The organism is Actinomadura sp. SCN-SB (assembly GCF_043906805.1).
Taxonomy (GTDB): Bacteria; Actinomycetota; Actinomycetes; order Streptosporangiales; family Streptosporangiaceae; genus Spirillospora.
Genome location: NZ_JBIMPP010000084.1, coordinates 1 through 19,467, shown reverse-complemented (window position 1 = coordinate 19,467; position 19,467 = coordinate 1). Strand labels below are relative to the sequence as shown.

Annotated in this window: 17 protein-coding genes and 1 pseudogene; 10 read left to right on the top strand and 8 right to left on the bottom strand. The window is 73.4% G+C overall.

All coding sequences use genetic code 11. The features are described from left to right. Positions 1-44: 44 nt before the first annotated feature. Together ACGWYJ_RS34460 and ACGWYJ_RS34455 are read right to left on the bottom strand one after the other, a co-directional pair. The gene (locus tag ACGWYJ_RS34460; RefSeq protein ID WP_395110760.1) at positions 45-1,208 is read right to left on the bottom strand and encodes an LLM class flavin-dependent oxidoreductase; all 1,164 of its coding nucleotides are present in this window, start codon (positions 1,206-1,208) and stop codon (positions 45-47) included. Continuing rightward, entirely contained in the window at positions 1,205-2,029 is an 825-nt protein-coding gene (locus tag ACGWYJ_RS34455) for an alpha/beta fold hydrolase (RefSeq protein WP_395110759.1), read from the bottom strand. The genes ACGWYJ_RS34460 and ACGWYJ_RS34455 overlap by 4 nt, the downstream gene beginning before the upstream one ends. A gap of 263 nt (positions 2,030-2,292) precedes the next feature. Here ACGWYJ_RS34455 and ACGWYJ_RS34450 point away from each other — a divergent pair, with 263 nt between their 5' ends. From ACGWYJ_RS34450 to ACGWYJ_RS34430, 5 genes are all read left to right on the top strand, one after another. Then, complete coding sequence (locus tag ACGWYJ_RS34450; RefSeq protein ID WP_395110758.1) at positions 2,293-3,114, top strand: hypothetical protein; 822 nt, start codon at positions 2,293-2,295, stop codon at positions 3,112-3,114. Next, entirely contained in the window at positions 3,111-3,500 is a 390-nt protein-coding gene (locus ACGWYJ_RS34445) for a hypothetical protein (RefSeq protein WP_395110757.1), read from the top strand. Before ACGWYJ_RS34450 ends, ACGWYJ_RS34445 begins: the two co-directional genes overlap by 4 nt. Next, the gene (locus tag ACGWYJ_RS34440; protein WP_395110756.1) at positions 3,497-4,216 is read left to right on the top strand and encodes an alpha/beta fold hydrolase; all 720 of its coding nucleotides are present in this window, start codon (positions 3,497-3,499) and stop codon (positions 4,214-4,216) included. Before ACGWYJ_RS34445 ends, ACGWYJ_RS34440 begins: the two co-directional genes overlap by 4 nt. A 61-nt stretch (positions 4,217-4,277) precedes the next feature. Further along, complete coding sequence (locus tag ACGWYJ_RS34435; protein ID WP_395110755.1) at positions 4,278-5,810, top strand: histidine kinase; 1,533 nt, start codon at positions 4,278-4,280, stop codon at positions 5,808-5,810. Continuing rightward, the gene (locus ACGWYJ_RS34430) at positions 5,807-6,481 is read left to right on the top strand and encodes a response regulator (protein ID WP_395110754.1); all 675 of its coding nucleotides are present in this window, start codon (positions 5,807-5,809) and stop codon (positions 6,479-6,481) included. The genes ACGWYJ_RS34435 and ACGWYJ_RS34430 overlap by 4 nt, the downstream gene beginning before the upstream one ends. Here ACGWYJ_RS34430 and ACGWYJ_RS34425 read toward each other — a convergent pair. After that, entirely contained in the window at positions 6,472-8,532 is a 2,061-nt protein-coding gene (locus ACGWYJ_RS34425) for a phosphatase PAP2 family protein (RefSeq protein ID WP_395110753.1), read from the bottom strand. The two genes, ACGWYJ_RS34430 and ACGWYJ_RS34425, sit on opposite strands and share 10 nt — an antisense overlap. A gap of 145 nt (positions 8,533-8,677) precedes the next feature. On the opposite strand from ACGWYJ_RS34425, the gene ACGWYJ_RS34420 reads away from it, so the two are divergent. The 3 genes from ACGWYJ_RS34420 to ACGWYJ_RS34410 all read left to right on the top strand — a co-directional run bounded on the left by ACGWYJ_RS34420 (position 8,678) and on the right by ACGWYJ_RS34410 (position 11,709). Next, on the top strand, positions 8,678-9,529 hold the full coding sequence (locus ACGWYJ_RS34420; protein ID WP_395110752.1) for a DUF72 domain-containing protein: 852 nt from the start codon (positions 8,678-8,680) through the stop codon (positions 9,527-9,529). Between the two features lie 77 nt (positions 9,530-9,606). Then, positions 9,607-10,383, top strand: coding sequence for an Fpg/Nei family DNA glycosylase (locus ACGWYJ_RS34415; protein WP_395110751.1), 777 nt, complete (start codon positions 9,607-9,609; stop codon positions 10,381-10,383). 240 nt (positions 10,384-10,623) lie between these two features. Then, positions 10,624-11,709 carry a S1 family peptidase gene (locus ACGWYJ_RS34410; protein WP_395110750.1) on the top strand — a complete coding sequence of 362 codons (1,086 nt, stop codon included), beginning with the start codon at positions 10,624-10,626 and terminating at the stop codon, positions 11,707-11,709. 78 nt (positions 11,710-11,787) lie between these two features. On the opposite strand, the gene ACGWYJ_RS34405 is transcribed toward ACGWYJ_RS34410, so the two are convergent. Both ACGWYJ_RS34405 and ACGWYJ_RS34400 read right to left on the bottom strand, forming a co-directional pair. Next, complete coding sequence (locus tag ACGWYJ_RS34405; RefSeq protein ID WP_395110749.1) at positions 11,788-12,192, bottom strand: hypothetical protein; 405 nt, start codon at positions 12,190-12,192, stop codon at positions 11,788-11,790. 13 nt (positions 12,193-12,205) lie between these two features. Then, positions 12,206-12,877, bottom strand: a complete 672-nt coding sequence (locus tag ACGWYJ_RS34400; RefSeq protein ID WP_395110748.1) for an ATP-binding protein — start codon at positions 12,875-12,877, stop codon at positions 12,206-12,208. Between the two features lie 306 nt (positions 12,878-13,183). Between ACGWYJ_RS34400 and ACGWYJ_RS34395 the strand changes: the two genes are divergently transcribed. Both ACGWYJ_RS34395 and ACGWYJ_RS34390 read left to right on the top strand, forming a co-directional pair. Further along, a complete protein-coding gene (locus ACGWYJ_RS34395) occupies positions 13,184-13,399 on the top strand; it encodes a DUF397 domain-containing protein (protein ID WP_395110747.1) in 216 nt (71 codons plus the stop codon). A 190-nt stretch (positions 13,400-13,589) separates the two neighbouring features. After that, a complete protein-coding gene (locus ACGWYJ_RS34390; protein WP_395110746.1) occupies positions 13,590-14,561 on the top strand; it encodes a helix-turn-helix domain-containing protein in 972 nt (323 codons plus the stop codon). Positions 14,562-14,591: 30 nt separating this feature from the next. On the opposite strand, the gene ACGWYJ_RS34385 is transcribed toward ACGWYJ_RS34390, so the two are convergent. The 3 genes and pseudogenes from ACGWYJ_RS34385 to ACGWYJ_RS34375 form a co-directional block, all read right to left on the bottom strand. Continuing rightward, a complete protein-coding gene (locus ACGWYJ_RS34385) occupies positions 14,592-16,757 on the bottom strand; it encodes a PQQ-binding-like beta-propeller repeat protein (RefSeq protein ID WP_395110745.1) in 2,166 nt (721 codons plus the stop codon). A gap of 27 nt (positions 16,758-16,784) precedes the next feature. Beyond that, positions 16,785-18,857 (bottom strand): PQQ-binding-like beta-propeller repeat protein, encoded by a 2,073-nt coding sequence (locus tag ACGWYJ_RS34380; protein WP_395110744.1) that lies wholly within the window; start codon positions 18,855-18,857, stop codon positions 16,785-16,787. 129 nt (positions 18,858-18,986) lie between these two features. Continuing rightward, positions 18,987-19,467: pseudogene (locus ACGWYJ_RS34375) on the bottom strand (benzoyl-CoA 2,3-epoxidase subunit BoxB); the annotation flags it as partial.

Sequence of the window (19,467 nt, the reverse complement as noted above, 5' to 3'; positions counted from 1 at the left end):
CCCGGCACGCCGCCATGACGGCACGTGCCGGGCCGCGGATCCGGCTAGGAGGCCGCGCCCGCCGTGCTGGCCACGCCCAGGGGGCGAAGCGCGGGCATGACCTCGGACGCGAACAGCTCCATGCTCCGCTTGGTGTGCTCGTGCGGGGCGTTCCCGATGCTCATGAGGGCGATGAGCTGCCCGAAGCCGAGCTGCTCGTGCAGCTCGCCGAACCGCTCGGTCACGGTCCGCGGGCTGCCGACGACGGCGTACCCCTGCGCGAGCAGCTCCTCGTAGGACAGCTCGGCGAAGGGCTTCAGGCCCGCCTTGAGGATCCCCCGCATCGAGCCCTGGCTCATGTAGCCGGGCGGGGAGACGATCTCGGTGCCCTGCTTGAGGCCCTTCAGGAACAGCCACTCCAGGTACTGCTTCGCCTCGCGGTGGGCCTGCTCGTCGGTCTCGGCGACATAGACCGGGAGCGAGAAGCCGATCTTCTCGGGGTCGGGCGTCACGCCCGCCTCCTCCGCCGCGGCGCGGTAGCCGTCGAACCACATCTTGACGACCCTGCTGGGGGCGTAGACCGACATGTACGTGTACCCGTGCTCGGCCACGAACTTCATCGTCTCGGTGCTGCCCGCGCCGGGGATGTAGATCGGCGGGTGCGGGCGCTGGAGCGGCTTGGGCCAGAGGTTGACGTAGCGGTACTCGTAGTTGTCGCCGTACCACTGGAACACGTCGTCGGACGTCCACGCCTTGATGATCAGGTCGTGCGCCTCGTTGAACCGGCTGCGGGACCTGGTCGGGTTGACGCTGTGCCCGAAGTACTCCCAGCCGATGCCGCGGACGAAGCCCGACACGATCCTGCCGTTGGTCAGATGGTCGAGCATCGCGATCTCCTCGGCCACCCGCAGCGGGTTGCCGCGGATGCCGATCGCGTTGCCCAGCACCATGATCTGCGCCCGTTCGGTGCGCCGGGACAGCGCCGCCGCCATGAGGTTCGGCGAGGGCATCAGCCCGTAGGCGGTCTGGTGGTGCTCGTTGACCGCGATCCCGTCGAAACCCAGCGTCTCGGCGTACTCCAGCTCGTCCAGGTAGCGGTGGTAGAGCTCGCGGCCGAGCCGGGGGTCGAAGTACTTGCTCGGGAACGTCAGCGAGGGCGACCTGTGGTTCTCGTCGAAGTCGTCCGGCAGGTAGGGGTAGGGCATCAGGTGGAAGAACACGAACCTCATCTGCTCACTCCGCTCAGGAAACCCATGACGACGTCGGCGAACTCCGCGGGTCGCTCGAAGTACATGGCGTGGCCGCAGTCGTCCACGACCTCGAAACGGGCGCCCGGGATGCGCTCGGCGTAGCGGCGGCCGTGCTCGATGGGGACGAGCGCGTCCTTCTCCGCCCACGCCACCAGGGTCGGCGCGGTGATCCTCTTCAGCCTCCGCTCCAGCTTGGGGTTGTTGAGGAACGGCACCCAGCCGAAGCGGGCGAGCGCGGTCTGGTCCTTGTAGGCGGCCAGGATCGTGTCGATGTCGGGCTCGCCGGGCGGGAACATCTCCGCGGCCTTGGCCGGGTCGGAGAACAGCACCGGGGGGATCTCGTGCGGCTTGAGGAAGAACAGGTCGGTGACGGGGTGCTCGGGGATGCGCAGCCCCACCGCGCCCAGCAGGGTCAGTGAGGCGATCTTGTGCGGCGCGGCGACGGCCAGCTCGGCGGCGACCCAGCCGCCGAACGAGCCGCCGACGACGTGCGGGCGGTCGAGCCCGAGCCGGTCGATGACGTCGATGTAGTGGTAGACGAGGTCGTCGATGTCCTCGACCTCGGGCAGCTCGTCGGAGGGTCCGAAGCCGGGGTGCGCGGGCGCCACCACGTCGAAGCCGGCCGACAGCCGCTCCAGGAACTCGTGCCACACCCCCGCTCCTCCGGCGGCGTGCAGGAACAGCAGCGGTCTTCCCCGGCCCTCGCGGAAGTACTGGATGGAGCCGCCGGGGAACTCCAGCGTGCGGCTCACCGGCCCCGCGGACGCGGCCCGTTCGCCGTCGGCAGTGACGTTGGACAACCTGATCGCCTCTCTCGGAAGTACCTGCACAGGCGAGCGATATGTCGGTCTTGCTCAGCATCAAGTCGCGTTTGGGCGAGATCAACCCTGAATTCCGTGTCCTGGAAGCCGCCTTGGAAAGGGTCCCGGGCGGCGCTAAGGGTGATCCGGGGCGGACGCGGCCCTACGACGAATGACGTAGGCAAGTCAGGTCCGACGGCCAATGGGCCGGAAATCACGCCCCCGCTTACCGTGCCGGTGACACACGACACATTGGAGGGGTCATGGGCGAGGTCGTGGCCGCGATGGCGGGCGTCCACGCGCCGCAGCTTCTGCAGTCGTTCCCCGGCGAGGACGAGACGCAGCTCGACGCGTCCCGGGACGCGCTGCGCGAGCTCGGCGGGATCCTGAACGAGACGCGGCCGGACGCGCTGCTCATCATCGGCTCGGACCATCTGGAGACCTTCTCCCTTGACCTGGTGCCGACGTTCACCCTGTACACCGGGCCGCGCGCCGAGGGCGAGTTCGGCGGCGAGCCGTTCTCGCGCCCCGTCCACACCGGGCTGGCGACGGCGCTGGTGGAGGGCCTGATCGAGCGCGGGTTCGACATGGCGTACTCCCAGCGGGCCGAGCTGGGGCACGCGTTCGCGACGCCGTTCCGGTTCGTGCTGGGCGACCGCCCCATCCCGGTGGTGCCGCTGCTGGTCAACGTGTACCTTCCGCCGCTGACCACGCCGCGCCGGTGCGAGGCGCTGGGACGGGCGATCGCCGAGGTGATCGCCGGGCGCGACGAGCGGGTGGCGGTCCTGGCCAGCGGCGGCATGTCGCACTACCCGGGCACGCCCAAGTACCCCGAGCCGGAGTTCGGGTTCGACCGCTGGATCCTGGACCGGATCGAGGCGGGCGACCTCGATCCGCTCCTCGACCTCACCCCCGAGCAGCTCGACGAGGTGGGCGAGGGCGAGCTGCTGGCCTGGTTCGTGCTGTTCGGCGCGATGGGACGGCGCAGGCCCGGCCGGGTGCTGTCCTACCAGCCGATCTGGCACCACGGCCACGGCGTCGTGGTCTGGGACACCGAGACCCAGGCGATGGAGGCGGCACGGTGACGGACCAGAAGACGACGGACCAGAAGTACGGCGGGTACGTGTTCCGCGGCAAGGGCTACCACCACTACCGCTACCCCGATCCCGAGTCCTACGACTTCAACCGGCTGCTGCGCGACTTCCGCGACCCGGCGCTGCGCGCCAGGTACCTGGACGACGCGGACGCGGTGGAGCAGGAGTTCGGGCTCTCCCCCGAGGAGTCCAAGGCCCTGCGGACGCTCGACATCGACACGTGCGTGGCCGCCGGAGCCCACCCCCTGCTCGCGTGGACGGGCTGCCGGTTCGTCGCACGCGACCGGGAGGCGCGCGAGGGCGTGCCGCCGGGCACCTACGACCGCACCCGTGACTACGCCGAGCGCGCACGCAAGGCGGGGAGCGACCGGCGATGACCACGTTCGTCCTCGTCCACGGGGCCTGGCACGGCGGCTGGTGCTGGCGCAGGGTCGCCGGGCCGCTGCGCGAGGCCGGGCACACCGTGCACACCCCCAGCCTGACCGGGCTCGGCGAACGCGCCCACCTGATCGGCCCGGCCGTCGGGCTCGACACCCACATCGAGGACATCGCCCGCCTGATCCTCGTCGAGGACCTGCGCGAGGTGGTGCTGGTCGGGCACAGCTACGCGGGGCAGGTCATCACCGGCGTCGCCGACCGCCTGCCCGACCGGATCGCGCTGCGGATCCATCTGGACGCCTTCGTGCCCGGCGACGGCGACCGCGCCCGCGACCTGCTGCCCGAGGACGTCGCGCACCACTGGGCGGAGTCGGTGGCCGAGCGCGGGTTCGGCTGGCTGGTCCCGCCGCGCTCGCTGGAGGTCCTGGGGGTGACCGACCCCGCCGACCTGGCCTGGCTGGAGCCGCTGCTCACCCCGCACCCGTGGCTCACCTACACCCAGCCGCTGCGCCTGACCGGCGCGGCCGACCGCGTTCCCGCCGCGTACCTGGGCTGCACCGCCTGGAAGGACGTGTTCGCCGGGCAGCGGGGAAAGGCGGAGCGGCTCGGCTGGCCGGTCCTCACCATCGGGACGGGTCACGAGGCCATGGTCACCGCCCCGGACGAGACGGTCTCGGCCCTGCTCAAGCTGGCCGCCGAGGCGGCTTCCGGCTGACGGGGCGGCCTGTTGACAACCGCCGGGACGGCGTGGTGACCTGCCGGGGATCGGAGGCAAGATGCGTGTTCCCGCTGGTCCCGCCCTCTCCTCGGACCTCGTCGCGGCGATGGTGGAGGCGGCGCCCGACGGGATCGCCCTCCTCGACGAGGAGGGCGCCTGCCTGCACGTGAACCCCGAGGGCCTGCGGATCCTCGGCGCCGCCGCCGTGGACGTGCTCGGGCGGCCGTTGTTCGCCCGTCCCCGCGAGCACCTGGCGGGGCCGTCCCGCCGGGTCGTCCGGGACGACGGCACCGAGATCGAGTACGAGGCGCGGCGGTTCCGCACCGGCGACGGGGAGACGCGCTGGGTGCTGGTGTTCCGCGACGCCGCCGCCTACACCCGGGTCGAGCGGCGGCTGATGGCCTTCACCAACGCCGCCGCCAGCGTCGCCGCCCGCTCGGGCTCGCTGGCCGCCACCCTGGACCGGGTCGCGGGCGAGGTCGTCCAGGCCACCGCGATGGCGGCCTGCCAGGTGGTGCTGACCGAGCCCGGCACCGCGACGCTGCGCATGATCGGCCAGGCCGGGCTGCCGCTCTTCCCTCCCGACTTCCCGGAGCGGTTCGAGCAGGCCCGCAGGCGCGGCGCGCACCTGCTGACGCTGGACGCCCTGCGCACCGGCGGCGTCCAGATCGGGCGGGGCCAGGCCGCGCACGTCCTGACCGACCCCGCGTGGGAGCCCCTGCGGCCGGTGATGGCCGCGTTCTCGTGGGATACCTATATCTCGGTGCCGCTGACCGTCGGCGGGCGCACCCTGGGGGTGCTCAACGGGTTCTACCCGCCCGACCACGACCCCGGCGAGGAGGAGGTCGCGTTCCTGCGCACCATGTGCGACCAGGCGGCGATCGCCGTGGAGAACGCCCGGCTCCTGGACGAGGCCGAGGGCAAGGCGGCGCTGGAGGAACGCCAGCGCATCGCCCGGGACCTGCACGACTCGGTCTGCCAGTCCCTGTTCTCCCTGACCCTGCGGATGCGGGCGGTCGAGCTGGCCGCCGAGCGCCTGGACGCCGCGGCGGACCCGGACGGGCGGCTGCGCGCCAACGTGGCCACGGCGCGGCGGCTCGCCCACGACACCCTCGCGGAGATGCGCGGCCTGGTCCTGGAGCTGCGGCCGGGCGCCCTGCCCGATCTCGGGCTGGAACAGGCCGTCCGGCAGCACGCCGCCGCCGTCGCGGTCCGGGAGGGGCTCGCCGTGGACGTGCGCGGCTCGGCCGGGGACGGGCTGGACGACGACACCGTGGAGAACCTGTACCGGATCTTCCAGGAGGCACTGCACAACGTGGTCAAGCACGCCTGCGCCCGCACCGTCCAGGTGCGGCTCGGCCGGGACGGCGAGGGGGTGCTGGAGGTGGGCGACGACGGCCGCGGCTTCGACCCGTCCGCTCCCGCCCCCGGGCGTCTCGGGCTGGTCGGAATGGCCGAACGGGCCCGCCGCATCGGCGCGGACCTCACCATCGACAGCGCGCCCGGACGGGGCACGCGGCTGCGCGTCGACCTCCGGAACGAACACTCGAACCGACGCCTGAACGGGCGCCGGGACGGTGATCGGGCATGACCGCGGAACGGCCGATCACGGTGATGCTGGTGGACGACCACGCCGTCGTCCGCTCCGGCATGCGGGCCTTCTTCGACCTGGTGGACGACATCGAGGTGGTCGCCGAGGCGGTGGACGGCCAGGACGCGCTGAACCGCCTGGGCGCGCTGGCCGCCCAGGGGCAGACGCCCGACGTGCTGCTGCTGGACCTGGTGATGCCGCGGCTCGACGGGCTGACCGCGATCGGCGTGATCAGGGAGCGTCATCCGGACGTGGAGGTCGTGGTGCTCACCAGCTTCGGGCAGACCGAGCGGGTACAGGCGGCGCTGGAGGCGGGCGCGGCGGGGTTCCTGCTCAAGGACGCCGAGGCCGACGAGCTGGCGGCGGCCGTGCGGGCGGCGCGCCGCGGCGAGATGCACCTCGACCCCGGCGTGGCCCGCAGGCTCACCCGCTCGCTGATGCCGGGACGGGACACCGGCAGGGACCTGACCAAGCGCGAGCACGAGGTGCTGACCCTCATCGCGCAGGGGCTGTCCAACCGTGAGATCGCCGGACGGCTGGTGATCACCGAGCGCACCGCGCGGACCCATGTCAGCAACGTGCTCGCCAAGACCGGCTGCGGCTCCCGTACCCAGGCGGCGCTGTGGGCGGTCCGGCAGGGGCTGGTGCCCTCCCCGGCCGATCAGCCCTGACGCTCGGCCACCCGGCCGGCGCGCCCGGCCACGGCCTCGGCCAGCTCGCCGATCACGTCGCGCATCGCGGCGGCCATCTTGCCCGCGTCCTCCAGCACGACCGGGTCGGCGGTGACGCCGAAGTGGACGCGGCGCCTCCAGCTCAGCGCGCCGACCGCCAGCGGCGCGCCGTCGGCGGGCGGCACCAGCGGCTGGACCCCGTAGATCGGCTTGCCGGCCAGCGTCAGCTCGGTGTCCAGGCCCGGCAGGTTCGTCACGACGGCCTGGAAGATGCGGTCGCCGTAGACGGTCCTGGAGAACGCCCTGTGCAGCCCCGCCGGGAGCAGCGCCGCGGCGCGGCGCATCACGAACCACGACGCCAGGGCGCGGGTGCCGCTGTGCAGGCGCCGGGTGTCGCGGGCGATGGCGGCGAGCCGGTCGGGCTCGGGCATCGCGCCGATGGGGAGGTCCGCCATGACCGCCGCCGTGTAGTTGCCCTCCGGCGGGGTGCTGGGCGTCCGCATCATCAGCGGCACGGTGACGCGCAGCCGCCTCGCCTCGGCGGTGTCCTGCTCGCAGGTGGGCGAGACGCGGGACAGGCCGCCCGCCACGGCGCACAGCAGCACGTCGCTGACCCTGACCCCGTACGACCGGGCCAGGCTCCGCAGCTCGTCCAGCGGAAGCTCGAAGGAGCCGAAGCGCCGCTCGCCGGTGCCGTGGGACGGCAGCCGCATCCCCTGGCGGCGTTCGGTGGCGAGCTGGAACAGCCCGAGCGCCACCCCGGCGGCCCTGCGCAGCCCGCGCGGGCCGGGTGTCGCCGGACCGCCCTCCACCGGGCCGATCTCCGGCTCCACCAGGCGCAGGGCGTGCGCGATGACCCCCATGCCGTCCGCCACCGCGTGGTGCATCAGGAAGACGACGGCGCTGCGGCCCGGCGCGTACCCGGGGACCAGCACGATCCGCCACAGCGGGCGGTCCTTGGGCAGCGGTTCGGCCTCCAGCTCGGCGACCAGCCGCTCCAGTGCCGCCTGCCCGCCCGGCTCGGGCAGGCGCCGCTCGACGATGTGCCAGTCCCAGTCGATGTCGGGGTGGTCGTCCCAGACCGCGCGGCGCCACGGCCCGCTCTCGCCGGGCCGCTGCCGGAACCTGGGCAGCGCGCCCAGCCGCTGCCGGACGAGCCCGACCATCCGGTTCCGGTCGAGCGTGCCGTCCTCGTCGTCCAGCAGGATCACCCCGCCGACATGCTGGGGCACGCCCGGCCGCTCCACGGCCAGGAAGAAGGAGTCGGGCGGCCGCAGCCTGCGGGCCCGCTTGGCGCGCCGGGCGCGCTGGCCCGCGGTGAGCCGCTCGGCCAGCACGTTGCAGAGCAGCACCAGGACGGCCGCGCCCGCCGCGTCCAGAAGGTAGTGGTTGGCGGTGGCCACGGTGACCAGGACCGTGACCAGCACGTGCAGCATGCTCGCCACCTGCACGTCGCGGCGCGCCGAGATCCGTGACAGCTCGACGCTGACCCACAGCGCCCAGGCCACGTGCAGCGAGGGCATCGCCGCGAGCTGGTTGGCGTTGTCGATCAGCGGGGTGCCCCAGGACCCCCACGTCCCGCCCTGCTTGACCGTGTCGACGAACCCGAGGCCGGACAGCAGCCGGGGCGGCATCACGGGGTACAGCGCGAAGCACGCCACCCCGATGAGGTTGATGAGGGCGAAGGAGTTGCGCGCCACCGGGTAGCGGCCGGGACGGCGGCGGTACAGATAGCCCAGCATGATCAGGGCGCTGATCACGTACGAGGTGGCGTACTCGTAGTTGGCCACCGTGGCGACCGCCGGGTGGCTCGACAGCCACCGGTTGGCCGGCGTCACCAGGTCGAGGTGCAGCAGCTTCTCCAGGGCGTGCAGGTCGCGGCCGTGCGCCTCGGCCACCGCGGTGCGCTCGGTGACCGGCATCGAGTCGACCACGGCGTAGACCGCGAACACCGCGAGCCCCAACGCCAGTTCACGCCGGAGCGAGAGCCTCGTGGAAACGGCGTCGCCGACCGGCGACGCGCCCAGAGGCACCGAGACACCGGCAGCCATGTGCGCCCTCCCGCCCGCTGGTTGATCTCCCTTCGGAGGATTTCCCGGCATCATCCTCCGCTAACGCGATCAATCCGGACCCGATCCTGTCGTGGCCGGACCTTTGCGCGGACGACGCCGTCGCGGGGCGGTAGCGTCGCCTTTCATGCGACTTCATGTGGGATGCGCGATGTGGAGTCACGCGCCGTGGCAGGGACGTCTCCTCCCCCATCCGCTTCCTCCCGGCGAACGCCTGAAGTCGTACGCGAGCTGGTGCAACGCGGTGGAGGGCAACACCACCTTCTACGCGACCCCGGCGCGGAGCACGGTGGAGTCGTGGGCCGCCCAGACCGACCCCGGCTTCCGGTTCGTGGTGAAACTGCCGCGTTCCATCACGCATGAGCGCCGTTTGGCCGATGTTGACGAGGACTTGCGGTCGTTCCTGTCGGCGATCGAACCACTGGGGCCGCGGACGCACGCGCTGTGGGTGCAGTTGCCGGGAGCGTTCGGCCCGTCCGACGTGGGCGCCCTGGCGGCGTTCCTGCGCCGGCTGCCGCGGGGCCACCGGTACGCCGTCGAGGTCCGGCACCGCGCGTTCTTCGCCGACGAGCGCGCGGAGGCGCTGCTGGAACGGGTGCTCGGCGGAGCCGGGGCCGAGTGGGTCCCCTTCGACACCACCGTCCTGTTCCGGAGCCCTCCGACCAGCGACGCCGAACGGGACGCCTGGACGAAGAAGCCGCGCGTGCCGCGCCGGTCCCGGGCCCTGACCGGCACGCCGATCGTCCGCTATCTGGGGCGGGACGACGCCGGCCGGACGGTCGAAGGCTGGCGTCCGTGGGCCGCCACGGTGGCCGGTTGGCTGCGCGAGGGCCGCTCGCCGACGGTGTTCGTCCACACGCCCGACAACGCCGACGCGCTCACGCTCGCGCGCCGCTTCCACGACGACGTGCGCGCGCTCGTCCCCGAGCTGGAGCCGCTGCCCGAGCCGGTTCCGGCCGGGCCGCCGACCCTCTTCTGAGCCTCTGAGTTCGCGCCTTCCGGGCTGCCGAGCGCCAGGCCAGGCATGTTCGCGAGGGGACGGGTAGGAACCCGCGCATGCCCGAGCTGCCCGACGTGGAGGCGTTCCGCCGAGTGCTCGCCGAGCACACCGGAGACCCGATCACCGGTGTGCGCGTGCGCGACCCCGGCGTCCTGCGCGATGTCGGCCCGCGCCGGCTGGACCGGGCGCTGCGCGGCCACCGGTTCGGGACGCCCCGGCGGCACGGCAAGCGGCTGCTCGCGCCCGCGGAAGGGCCTGTGCTGACGTTCCATTTCGGCATGACCGGATCCCTGTCCTGGCACTCCCATGACGACGAGCCGCACCCGCACGACCGGGTGGTGCTGTCCCTTGAGGACGGGGAGCTGCGGTACCGGGACATGCGCAAGCTCCAGGGCATCCGCCTGATGGAGAACGAGGCGGAGGCCGAGGAGTCCCTGAGCGACCTCGGTCCCGACGCGACGGAGATCCCGCGCGGCGACTTCGACGCTCTGCTCGCCCGGCGGCGCGGGCGGCTCAAGACGGTGCTGACCGACCAGTCCGCCCTCGCCGGCCTCGGCAACCTGCTGGCCGACGAGATCTGCTGGCACGCCCGCGTCAACCCGCTGCGCCCGGCCCGCGATCTGGACGACGACGAGCGGGCCGCGCTCTACCGGGCCATGCGCCGGGTGTTGCGGGAATCTGTCAAGGCCGGTCGTGTCCCGCCCCGACGATCGTGGCTGACCGGAGTCCGCGACCGTCCCGACGGCACCTGCCCGAGGCACGATGTCCCCCTGTCGCGGGAGCGCATGTCGGGCCGGACGACGGTCTGGTGCCCGCGCTGCCAGCCCCGTTGACCCGAGGGCGGCCGGATACGGCCGAAGGCATGGCCGCTTCCGGCCATACGGGAACCACCCAACGTTTTCGAACGTTCCCGCGCCGACCCGACCGATCAGTGACGGGCGGATTTCGCAGGGTTGCCAGATCTGGTCAGATCCCTTGGTCAACTTCTTGGTCTTGCCGGGCCATCCCCCGGTCTTCATGCTTCACCTGACCTAGGACGCATTCCGGACGCGTCCTGCTCCCAGGGAGGCACCGTGAGGACAGATCCCCGCCGACGTCCCCTCCGACCCCTCGCCGTCATCGGCTCGACCGCGGCGGTCACCGCCGCGGTGCTGGCCGCCGCCCCCGCCGCGTCCGCCGCCCCCGCGGCGGCGCCGACGGCCGCCCAGCCCGACCCCGGCCGGCTCTCGGCCGACCTCGCCGAGCGCCTCGGCTCCCGCAGCGCCGGCTCCTACGTCGACCGCGCCACCGGACGGCTGGTCGTCGCGGTCACCGACGCCACCACCGCCACCCAGGTCCGCCAAGCCGGCGCGGTGCCCAGGACGGTCGCCCGCAGCGGCGCGGCGCTGAACAGGATCAGCGCTGCCATCGAGCGATCCGTCACCGTCAGCGGCACCGCGTGGGCCATCGACCCCGCCGCCAACCAGGTCGTCCTGTCCTACGACGACACCGTCACCGGAGCGAGGCTGGCCGCGGTCCGCAAGGCGGCGGCCAGGCACGGCGCCGCGGTCCGGCTGGAGCGGGTCGCCGGGACGTTCAGCACCAGGATCGCGGGCGGCGAGGCGATCTACGCCTCCGGCGGCCGCTGCTCGCTGGGCTTCAACGTCCGCGACTCCGCCGGCACCGACTTCTTCCTCACCGCGGGCCACTGCACGAACATCGGCTCGACCTGGTACGCCAACTCCAGCCGCACCACCGTGCTGGGGACCAGGGCCGGCAGCAGCTTCCCCGGCAACGACTACGGCATCGTCCGTTACACCAACACCTCCATCGCCAAGACCGGAGGCGTCTACCTGTACGGCTCCGGAACGCAGGACATCACCTCGGCCGGCACGCCCGCCGTCGGCCAGACCGTCCGCCGCAGCGGCAGCACCACCGGCGTGCGCAGCGGCACCGTGACCGCGCTGAACCAGACCGTCCGGTACGCCGAGGGCACCGTGTCCGGCCTCATCCGCACCACCGTGTGCGCCGAGCCCGGCGACAGCGGCGGCTCGCTGTTCTCCGGCACGACCGCCTACGGCCTCACCTCGGGCGGCAGCGGCAACTGCTCCACCGGAGGCGTGACCTTCTTCCAGCCGGTCACCGAGGCGTTGAACGCCTACGGCGTCAACGTCTTCTGACCCCTCTCCCCTCCCCCGGGGCCGCCCGTTCTCCTCGGCCCCGGGGGTTTCCCATTGCCCGGCGACCGCGCGGGCGGCTCAGTGCGGCGGGACGCGGGTGAGCACGTTCACGACCTGGCCGGGATGGAAGCTCTCCAGGAGCTGGTAGACCTGCGCGACGATCCGCGCGTGGCCCGCCTCGGCCTCCACGCGGGAACGGTAGCGGCCGACCAGCGCGCCGGTGTCCTCCGCGGTGACCATGGTCTCCCACAGGATCGGCGCGGGCTCGGGCCGGGACGGGATCTCGCCTCCCGTGTACGGGAGGCCCGGCGGCGGGGCGCCACCCACGGGCGCGACGGTGAACGCGGTGACGACGAGGAGCACGACCTGACCCGAGGGGATCAGGTTCTCCGCGACGATCCGGCCCCGCCAGTCGGCGAGCAGCCTCCCGGCGTCCGCGGCGGTCACGGCCCGTCCGTCAGGGCCGTACCACGCGGCCGCCATGGGGGTCACTCCGTCACGTACCGTCGGTCCGGCGCTCGGCCCGGGCGTCGGCGGGGTGGTCGAGCACCGCCCAGACGGCCTTGCCCCCGCTTACCACCGGCGTCCAGCCCCAGTCACGGCTCAGCCCGCCCACGATGGCCAGCCCGCGGCCACCCTCCTCCAGCAGGCCGTCGAGGTCGTGGAGGCAGTCGAGCCCGCCCGCCGTGAGGGCGGCGTCGCCGCGGTCCGCGGGCCGCTCGGCGGGATGCACGGGGGGACGGACGCTGGGGTCGGTCACCAGGATGCCCAGCCGCCCGCCATGGAAGAGGAGGACCACCCGCAGGACGATGCCCTCGGCGGGACAGGGGAACGGGGAGGCCGCGTGCGTGATGGCGTTGGTGAACAGCTCCGAGACGACGGTGGTGGCGTCCCAGGTCAGCTCCGTCAGCCCCCAGTCGGCCAGGCACTTGCGCACGAAGTCGCGGGCGGCGGACAGCGAGGCCGGCTCGGCGGGGAGCAGCAGCCCCGCGTCCTCGCCCTCGCCCTGGGGCGGCTCCGGCCAGCACGGCGGCGCCGCGCCCGACAGCAGCAGGTCGCCGATGCGCCAGGACGGGGCCTGGGCGGACGGCATCCAGGGGACGTGAAAGTGCGAGGAGCGTCCGGCCGGCAGGCCGGTGCCCGCCGGCAGCCCTGGCGCGCCTGTCATTCAGCACCCCGCGCGCCGGGCGTCGGTTCCACGCGCATGAGCGAATCTCCTTAACACTGGCACACGTCCCCACGTGTTGTGTCCATCGTGTCTTGATGCACGTGCGTCTGCAAGAGCAGATGAGAATTCAAGGAGATGTCGTGAGAAAAAGCACGAGCGGACGCACGTGCCCGCCCGGCTATGATCCATGACCATGCCCGGTTAAAGATCTTGTTAGGCCGAGCATTGGGTCGGACCGAAAACCGCATCAGGGGATGCGACGGGGGCGCCAGAAGGAGTGCGATGGGCTCTGGGATCCACAACGGGATGTCCGCTAGCGCAGTGCCGGGGGCCCGCTGGCACAAGAGCCGGCACAGCAATCCCGACGGGAGCTGCTTCGAGGTCGCCGTCCTGGACGGCGGCGAGGTCGCTGTCCGCAATTCCCGTTTTCCGGACGGACCGGTCCTTGTCTACACCCCCGCCGAAGTCCGCGCGTTCCTGCGCGGCGTCAAGGACGGCGAGTTCGACTACCTGATCGGCTGAGCCCCGCCCCGCCCCGGGCATCCCGATCGGCACATCGTTCCCGTCCGAATCCGGCTGGACGTGTACAAGGAGGGCGTACGGCTGTTTACTGGTGCGTACCCTGCGGACAGAACCGCCGCAGGGTGCCAGACTGTCGGTGTTGCAGAGGCATGTAGTAGTCCGGATCGCTTGTGTGGGGCGGGGTGCGGGCATGGCAGGGCAGGGCATGGACGCGGTCGTTGCCGCGGAGAACAGGGCGGCGCCTTCGAGGCGCCCGCCCGAGAAGGACACGGCCGGGACGGCCGAGGCGTCCGAGGCGATGACCACGACCAGGGAGCCCGACGGGCCGACGGCGCTGCGCATGGTGCTGGGCGCGCAGCTGCGCCGGCTGCGGGAGGCCGGCGGCGTCAGCCGGTCCGACGCCGCGCGGGCCATCCGCGCCACCGAGTCCAAGATCAGCCGGCTGGAGCTGGGCCGCAGCGGCTTCAAGCAGCGCGATGTGGCCGACCTGCTCACCCTGTTCGGCGTCGCCTCCGCCGACGAGCGGGAGAACCTGCTGGCGCTGGCCCGCCGTGCCAGCATGCCCGGGTGGTGGCAGCAGTACAGCGACGTCATCCCGAGCTGGCTCGAACTGTACGTGGGCCTGGAGGAGGACGCCTCGATGATCCGCACCTACGAGGTGCAGTTCATCCACGGCCTGCTGCAGACCGCGGACTACGCCCGCGCCGTCATCGGGCTCCGGCACGGCGAGGACGAGCGCGACGAGATCGAGCGGCGGGTGCAGCTGCGGCTGCGCCGGCAGCGGATCCTGTCCCGCCAGTCGCCCAGGCTGTGGGCGGTCATCGACGAGGCGGCGCTGCGCCGCCCGCTGGGCGGCCGCGAGGTGATGCGAGCCCAGCTGCGGCATCTCATCGAGGTCACCGACCTGCCGACGGTCACGCTTCAGATCGTGCCGTTCCACGTCGGCGGCCACCCGGCGGCGGGCGGCGCGTTCACGGTGCTGCGCTTCGCCCACCCCGAGATCCTCGACATGGTCTACCTGGAGCAGGTCAACAGCGCCCTCTACCTCGACAAGCGCTCCGAGGTGGACAACTACAAGCAGATCATGAACGAGCTGTGCGTGCTCGCCGCGCCGCCCGGGGAGACCTGCGACATCCTCAACGGCATCCTCAAGGACCTCTGACCCGCCGGAGGGCCGCCACCGCCGGAGGGCTCAGGACGGCCGGACGGCGTAGATCAGCCTGGAGTCGACGGCGCAGTACACGGTGCCGCCCGCGGCGGCGAGGTTCTGCGCGGACCCGATGCCGGCGCCGGGTTCCTCCGAGGGGTCCAGCCGGAGGGTCGGGCGCCCCGTCGCCAGGTCGAAGCCGTACAGGCCGTCCAGCGTGCCCTGGTAGACCTGGGATCCCACGATGAGCGGGCGCTCGCCGTGGCTCTTGCTCGCCATCTGCCTCCAGCGCACCCTGCCGGTGGCGGCGTCCACGCCCTGCATGCCCCCTTCGGGGTCGGACAGGACGGCCAGGCCGCCGCCGAGGGCGGGCAGGAGGTAACCGCCGCGCGACGGGGTCTCGCCACTCGGACGGTCGCGCGTGACGCTCCACCGCCGCGCGCCCGTACGCGCGTCCAGGGCCGACAGGGTGCCGCGCGACCCGCCGACGTACACGACGCCTCCCGCGATCATCACCGACCCGGTGAACTCGCGGTCCAGCCCCTCGACCCCTCCCCGTCCGACCGAGGCGACCGCCCAGCGCTGCCGTCCGGTCGCGGCGTCGAAGGCGCGGATCCCGCCGTCCTGGGTCTCCATGATCACCAGCCCGCCGCCGGCCACCGGGGACGCGGTGCGGTAGCGGTCGTTCACGCGCGCCCTCCAGCGCGCGCCGCCGGTCCTGGCGTCGATCGCGCAGAGGAAGCCGTCCTCGTCGGCGAGGTAGCAGACGCCGCCGTCGGCCGCCACGTCGCCGGTCGTCAGGTCGGCCCGGTAGGTCCAGCGGTTGCGGCCCGTGGCCGGGTCGAACGCGAACAGGCCGCTGTTGCCGACGTCCACGCTGCCGGCCAGGCAGACCGCGCCCGCCGCGACGATCGGCGTGGGGGCGAGCGAGCGCGTTCTGAGCGGGGTCTCCCATCGGGGCCGGCCGGTCGCGAGGTCGAACGCGGTCAGCCTCGACTGCACGCCCGAGTCGCACAGGAACCCCGTGCCGCCCAGCACGGCCATGGACGAGTTCCTGGCCGCGGTGAACGCCCCCTCCCAGCGCCGCCTTCCGGTGCGGCCGTCGATCGCGATGGTCTCGTCGGAGGTGGAGACGTACACGTGGCCGGCCGCCACGAGGGGACCGGTCCGCAGGACCCCGTCATCGGACAGCCTGAACGTCCACAGGACGGGGTCCTCGCCCTTCAGGCGGAGAACCGTGGTGATCACGGCGCCGCCCATGAGCCCGGCGCAGCCCACGCCCGCCGCCCCGGCGACGAGGAACCGGCGGCGGGAGGGCCCGCGCACGGGCGGCTGGGCGCCCTGGTCCGCGATGTGCCGCGCGACGGGCGGCGGCAGCCAGTACGTGCCCTGCGGGGAGGCGAGGTCCCCGCCGGACGCCAGCCCGTGCAGCACCTGCTCGGGGCTCGGCCGCAGGTCCGGGTCCTTCTGCAGGCAGGCCGCGATCAGCGACCGTAACCCGGGATCGGGGACGCGGCCGAGGTCGGGCTCCTGGTGCAGCACGCGGTAGATCACGTCGTGCACGGCGCCGTGACCGAACGGGCCCACGCCGGTGACCGCGTAGGTCAGCACCGCGCCGAGCGAGAAGACGTCCGCCGGTGGCCCGGCGGTGCCGCCGGACGCCTGCTCGGGTGACATGTACGCGGGCGTGCCGAGGGCCACGCCCGTGCGGGTGAGGGCGCTCGCCTCGCTCGCGCGGGCGATGCCGAAGTCGATGACCCGCGGCCCTTCCGGCGTCAGCATCACGTTGGACGGCTTGAGGTCGCGGTGCACGACCCCGGCGCGGTGGATGGAGACCAGCGCCTCGGCGAGCCCGGCGCCGAGCGTCCGCGCCGCGTGCGGCGGGAACGGCCCGTGCTCGGCGACGGCGTCCTGGAGGGACAGGCCCTGAAGGTAGGCGGTCGCGAGCCAGGGCTGGGGCGCGTCCGGGTCGGCGTCCAGCACCGCGGCCGTGTAGACGCCGTTGACGGCCCTGGCCGCGGTCACCTCGCGGCGGAACCGCGACCTGAAGTCCGGCTCGTCCGCCATCGCCGGGTGGATGACCTTGATGGCGACGCCGCGCCCGCCCGGTGAGCGGCCGAGGTACACCTGCCCCATGCCGCCGGCGCCCAGCCTGCCCACCACGCGGTACGGCCCCAGCTTGCGGGGGTCCCCTGGCCGCGTCGCCGTCATCGTGCTCCCTCCCGTCCCGGCCGAGGCTCAGTCACCGGCCGGAGCGGCGCCGGACCCGTTCTCGGCGTCGAGAGCGTACAGGTAGCCGTCCTTGCAGGACACGTACACCATCCCGCCCGCCGCCGCGGGGGCGCTCTCCACTCCCTTGGGCATCGCGAACTCCCAGACCACCCGCCCGGAGGCGGCGTCGACGGCGTGCAGGACGCCGTCGGAGTAGACCCCGGAGGGCACGTAGAGCAACCCGCCCGCCGGGACCGCCCCGCAATGGATCTGCCCTTCGGCCTGCACCTGCCAGCGCAGGGTGCCGCGCGCCGCGTCCAGCGCGAAGAAGTTCCCGCTGTAGTCGCCCACGTAGACCACGCCGTTCACCACCACCGGCCGTGCCGTGACGGTGCCGCCGAGATCGTACGACCAGCGCCGCTCGCCGGTGCGGGCGTCGATGGCGTGCAGCCGCTCCCCCTGGAAGTCGCCGCAGTACACCACTCCGCCCGCCGCCGCGGGCCTGCCCGTTCCCTTGCTCATGCCGTACGACCAGCGGACCCGTCCGCTGGAGGCGTCCACCGCGTCGAGGCTGCGACCGCGCGGCACGTACGCGACGGCACCGGCCGCCGCCGGGTCCGAGCTGATGGTGCCCGCGCCGGTGATGCCCCACCGGATCGCGCCGGTGGCCGCGTCGAGCGCGTGGACCCTCTTGGTGCCGGCGAAGACGACGCCGGCGGAGACGACGATGTCGGCCTCCGAATCGCCCACCTGGCGCCGCCAGCGCGCCCTGCCCGTCCGCGCGTCCACGGCGTGGACGTTGCCGTCCATCCCGGCCACGTACACCACGCCACCGGCGACCGCGGGCCGTGACCTGATCGGCTCGCCGGTGGCGTACCGCCATCGCGGCCCGCCCGTCCGCGCGTCGTAGGCCAGCAGGTCGCCCTTCTCGCTCCCGACGAACACCGTGCCGCCGGAGACGGCCGGGCCGCACATCAGGTACTCCTTGCCGGTGTCACGCTTCCAGACGGGCCGGCTCACCTTGATCGTCTGCGGTGGCGCCGAGGTCGGCCCGGTGGCGGCACGGCGCGTGGGCGCCGCGGAGGGACGCTCCTCGGGCCACAGCAGCACACCGGTCACGGTCGCGGCGGCGAGCGTGGCGGCTCCCGCGCCCGCCAGCACCAGGACACCGCGCCGGGACGGACCGCCGTCCTCAAGGGGCCGCGTCGGCGCGGGCGGTCGCGTGGCGGCCTCGGCGATCCCGGTGGCGACGGGCGGCGGCAGCCAGCCCAGGCCGTTCAGGTCGGTCCCCGGCGGGACGAGCGCCGCCAGGTGCTCCAGCAGCCACGCGGGCGTGGGGCGGTCGGCGGGACGCGGCGCGAGGCAGGCCGCGGCCAGCGACCGCAGGCCCGGGTCCGTGACGCCGTCGAGCCGGGGCGCCTCGTGCACCGCGCGGTAGATGAGCACGTGCGGCGGGCCGTCCCCGTACGGGCCCCGGCCCGTCGCGGCGTGCACCAGCACGGCGCCCAGGGAGAAGACGTCGGCGGCGGGCCCGGTGGCCTCTCCCCTGGCCTGCTCGGGGGCGATGAAGCCGGGCGAGCCCACGGCCATGCCCGTCCCGGTGATGGTGGCGATCTCCGCGGCGTGCGCGATGCCGAAGTCGATGACGCGCGGCCCGTCCGCGCCGAGGATGACGTTGGCGGGCTTCAGGTCGCGGTGCACGACCCCGGCCCGGTGGATGGACACCAGCGCCTCGGCGAGGCCGGCGCCCAGGGCGAGGACGGCGGGCACCGGCAGCGGCCCGTACCTCTCGACGACCTCCTGGAGCGGCAGGCCGGGGAGGTAGGCCGTGGCCAGCCAGGGCGGGTCGGCGTCGGGATCGGCGTCCACGACCGGCGCCGTGAACGCCCCGCTCACCGCGCGCGCCGCCCCGGCCTCGCGCCGGAACCGCTGCCTGAAGTCGGCGTCCTCGGCCAGATGGACGTGCACCACCTTGACCGCGACCATCAGCCCGCCCGCGGACCGTCCCAGGTACACCAGCCCCATGCCGCCCGCGCCCAGCCTGCCCAGCAGCCGGTACCCGCCGATGCGGCGCGGATCCCCGGGCCGTAACGCCTCCATCGCCCCAACCCCCGCTTCCGTGTACGGAGACGACCTTCCACGCAGCGGCCCTTGCCGCGCAAGGGGTTCGGCGATCTGTGTGTCAGCCGCCGTGGAGGACACGGAGGGAGGTCACGGACGCTCCGGCGCTCAGGCGAGGTGGACGTAGTCGTAGTCGAACGGTTTGCCGTTGATGCCGTTGCGGGGCGGGGCGATCCAGGCGGCGATCTTGCCGCGCTCGTACACCGGCCGCATCAGGGATCGGACGTGCGTCTTGTCGACCTCGGTGGGCAGCCACGCGCCCTTGCGCCGCTCCCACTCCTCGGAGGAGAGGATCTCGCCGTCGGGCGTGGCCTCGATCCCGGCGAACGCGCCCACCTTCCGGTTGAACGCGACGCTGGGCAGCCTGAGCCGCTGCGGCAGCCCCGCCCCGGCAATGATCTTGTTCCAGCGGTTGACGCCGCTCTGGCAGTCGGCGATGTACTCGCGGCGCAGGTCGGTGTTCAGCCCGACCAGCGCGGCCACCTCGGTCTGCCCGACCGTCCCGTCGACCAGCGCGTCCACCATGATCGAGTCGTCGGTGAGCCGGTGGTCGTCCTTGCGGCGGGTCTCGAGCCAGCGGCCCTTGAGC

Coding starts and splice junctions, on each gene's coding strand:
- ACGWYJ_RS34460 (WP_395110760.1), bottom strand. CDS start 1,208: ATGAGGTTCGTGTTCTTCCACCTGATGCCCTACCCCTACCTGCCGGAC.
- ACGWYJ_RS34450 (WP_395110758.1), top strand. CDS start 2,293: ATGGGCGAGGTCGTGGCCGCGATGGCGGGCGTCCACGCGCCGCAGCTT.
- ACGWYJ_RS34440 (WP_395110756.1), top strand. CDS start 3,497: ATGACCACGTTCGTCCTCGTCCACGGGGCCTGGCACGGCGGCTGGTGC.
- ACGWYJ_RS34435 (WP_395110755.1), top strand. CDS start 4,278: ATGCGTGTTCCCGCTGGTCCCGCCCTCTCCTCGGACCTCGTCGCGGCG.
- ACGWYJ_RS34430 (WP_395110754.1), top strand. CDS start 5,807: ATGACCGCGGAACGGCCGATCACGGTGATGCTGGTGGACGACCACGCC.
- ACGWYJ_RS34425 (WP_395110753.1), bottom strand. CDS start 8,532: ATGGCTGCCGGTGTCTCGGTGCCTCTGGGCGCGTCGCCGGTCGGCGAC.
- ACGWYJ_RS34420 (WP_395110752.1), top strand. CDS start 8,678: ATGCGACTTCATGTGGGATGCGCGATGTGGAGTCACGCGCCGTGGCAG.
- ACGWYJ_RS34415 (WP_395110751.1), top strand. CDS start 9,607: ATGCCCGAGCTGCCCGACGTGGAGGCGTTCCGCCGAGTGCTCGCCGAG.
- ACGWYJ_RS34405 (WP_395110749.1), bottom strand. CDS start 12,192: ATGGCGGCCGCGTGGTACGGCCCTGACGGACGGGCCGTGACCGCCGCG.
- ACGWYJ_RS34400 (WP_395110748.1), bottom strand. CDS start 12,877: ATGACAGGCGCGCCAGGGCTGCCGGCGGGCACCGGCCTGCCGGCCGGA.
- ACGWYJ_RS34395 (WP_395110747.1), top strand. CDS start 13,184: ATGTCCGCTAGCGCAGTGCCGGGGGCCCGCTGGCACAAGAGCCGGCAC.
- ACGWYJ_RS34390 (WP_395110746.1), top strand. CDS start 13,590: ATGGCAGGGCAGGGCATGGACGCGGTCGTTGCCGCGGAGAACAGGGCG.
- ACGWYJ_RS34385 (WP_395110745.1), bottom strand. CDS start 16,757: ATGACGGCGACGCGGCCAGGGGACCCCCGCAAGCTGGGGCCGTACCGC.
- ACGWYJ_RS34380 (WP_395110744.1), bottom strand. CDS start 18,857: ATGGAGGCGTTACGGCCCGGGGATCCGCGCCGCATCGGCGGGTACCGG.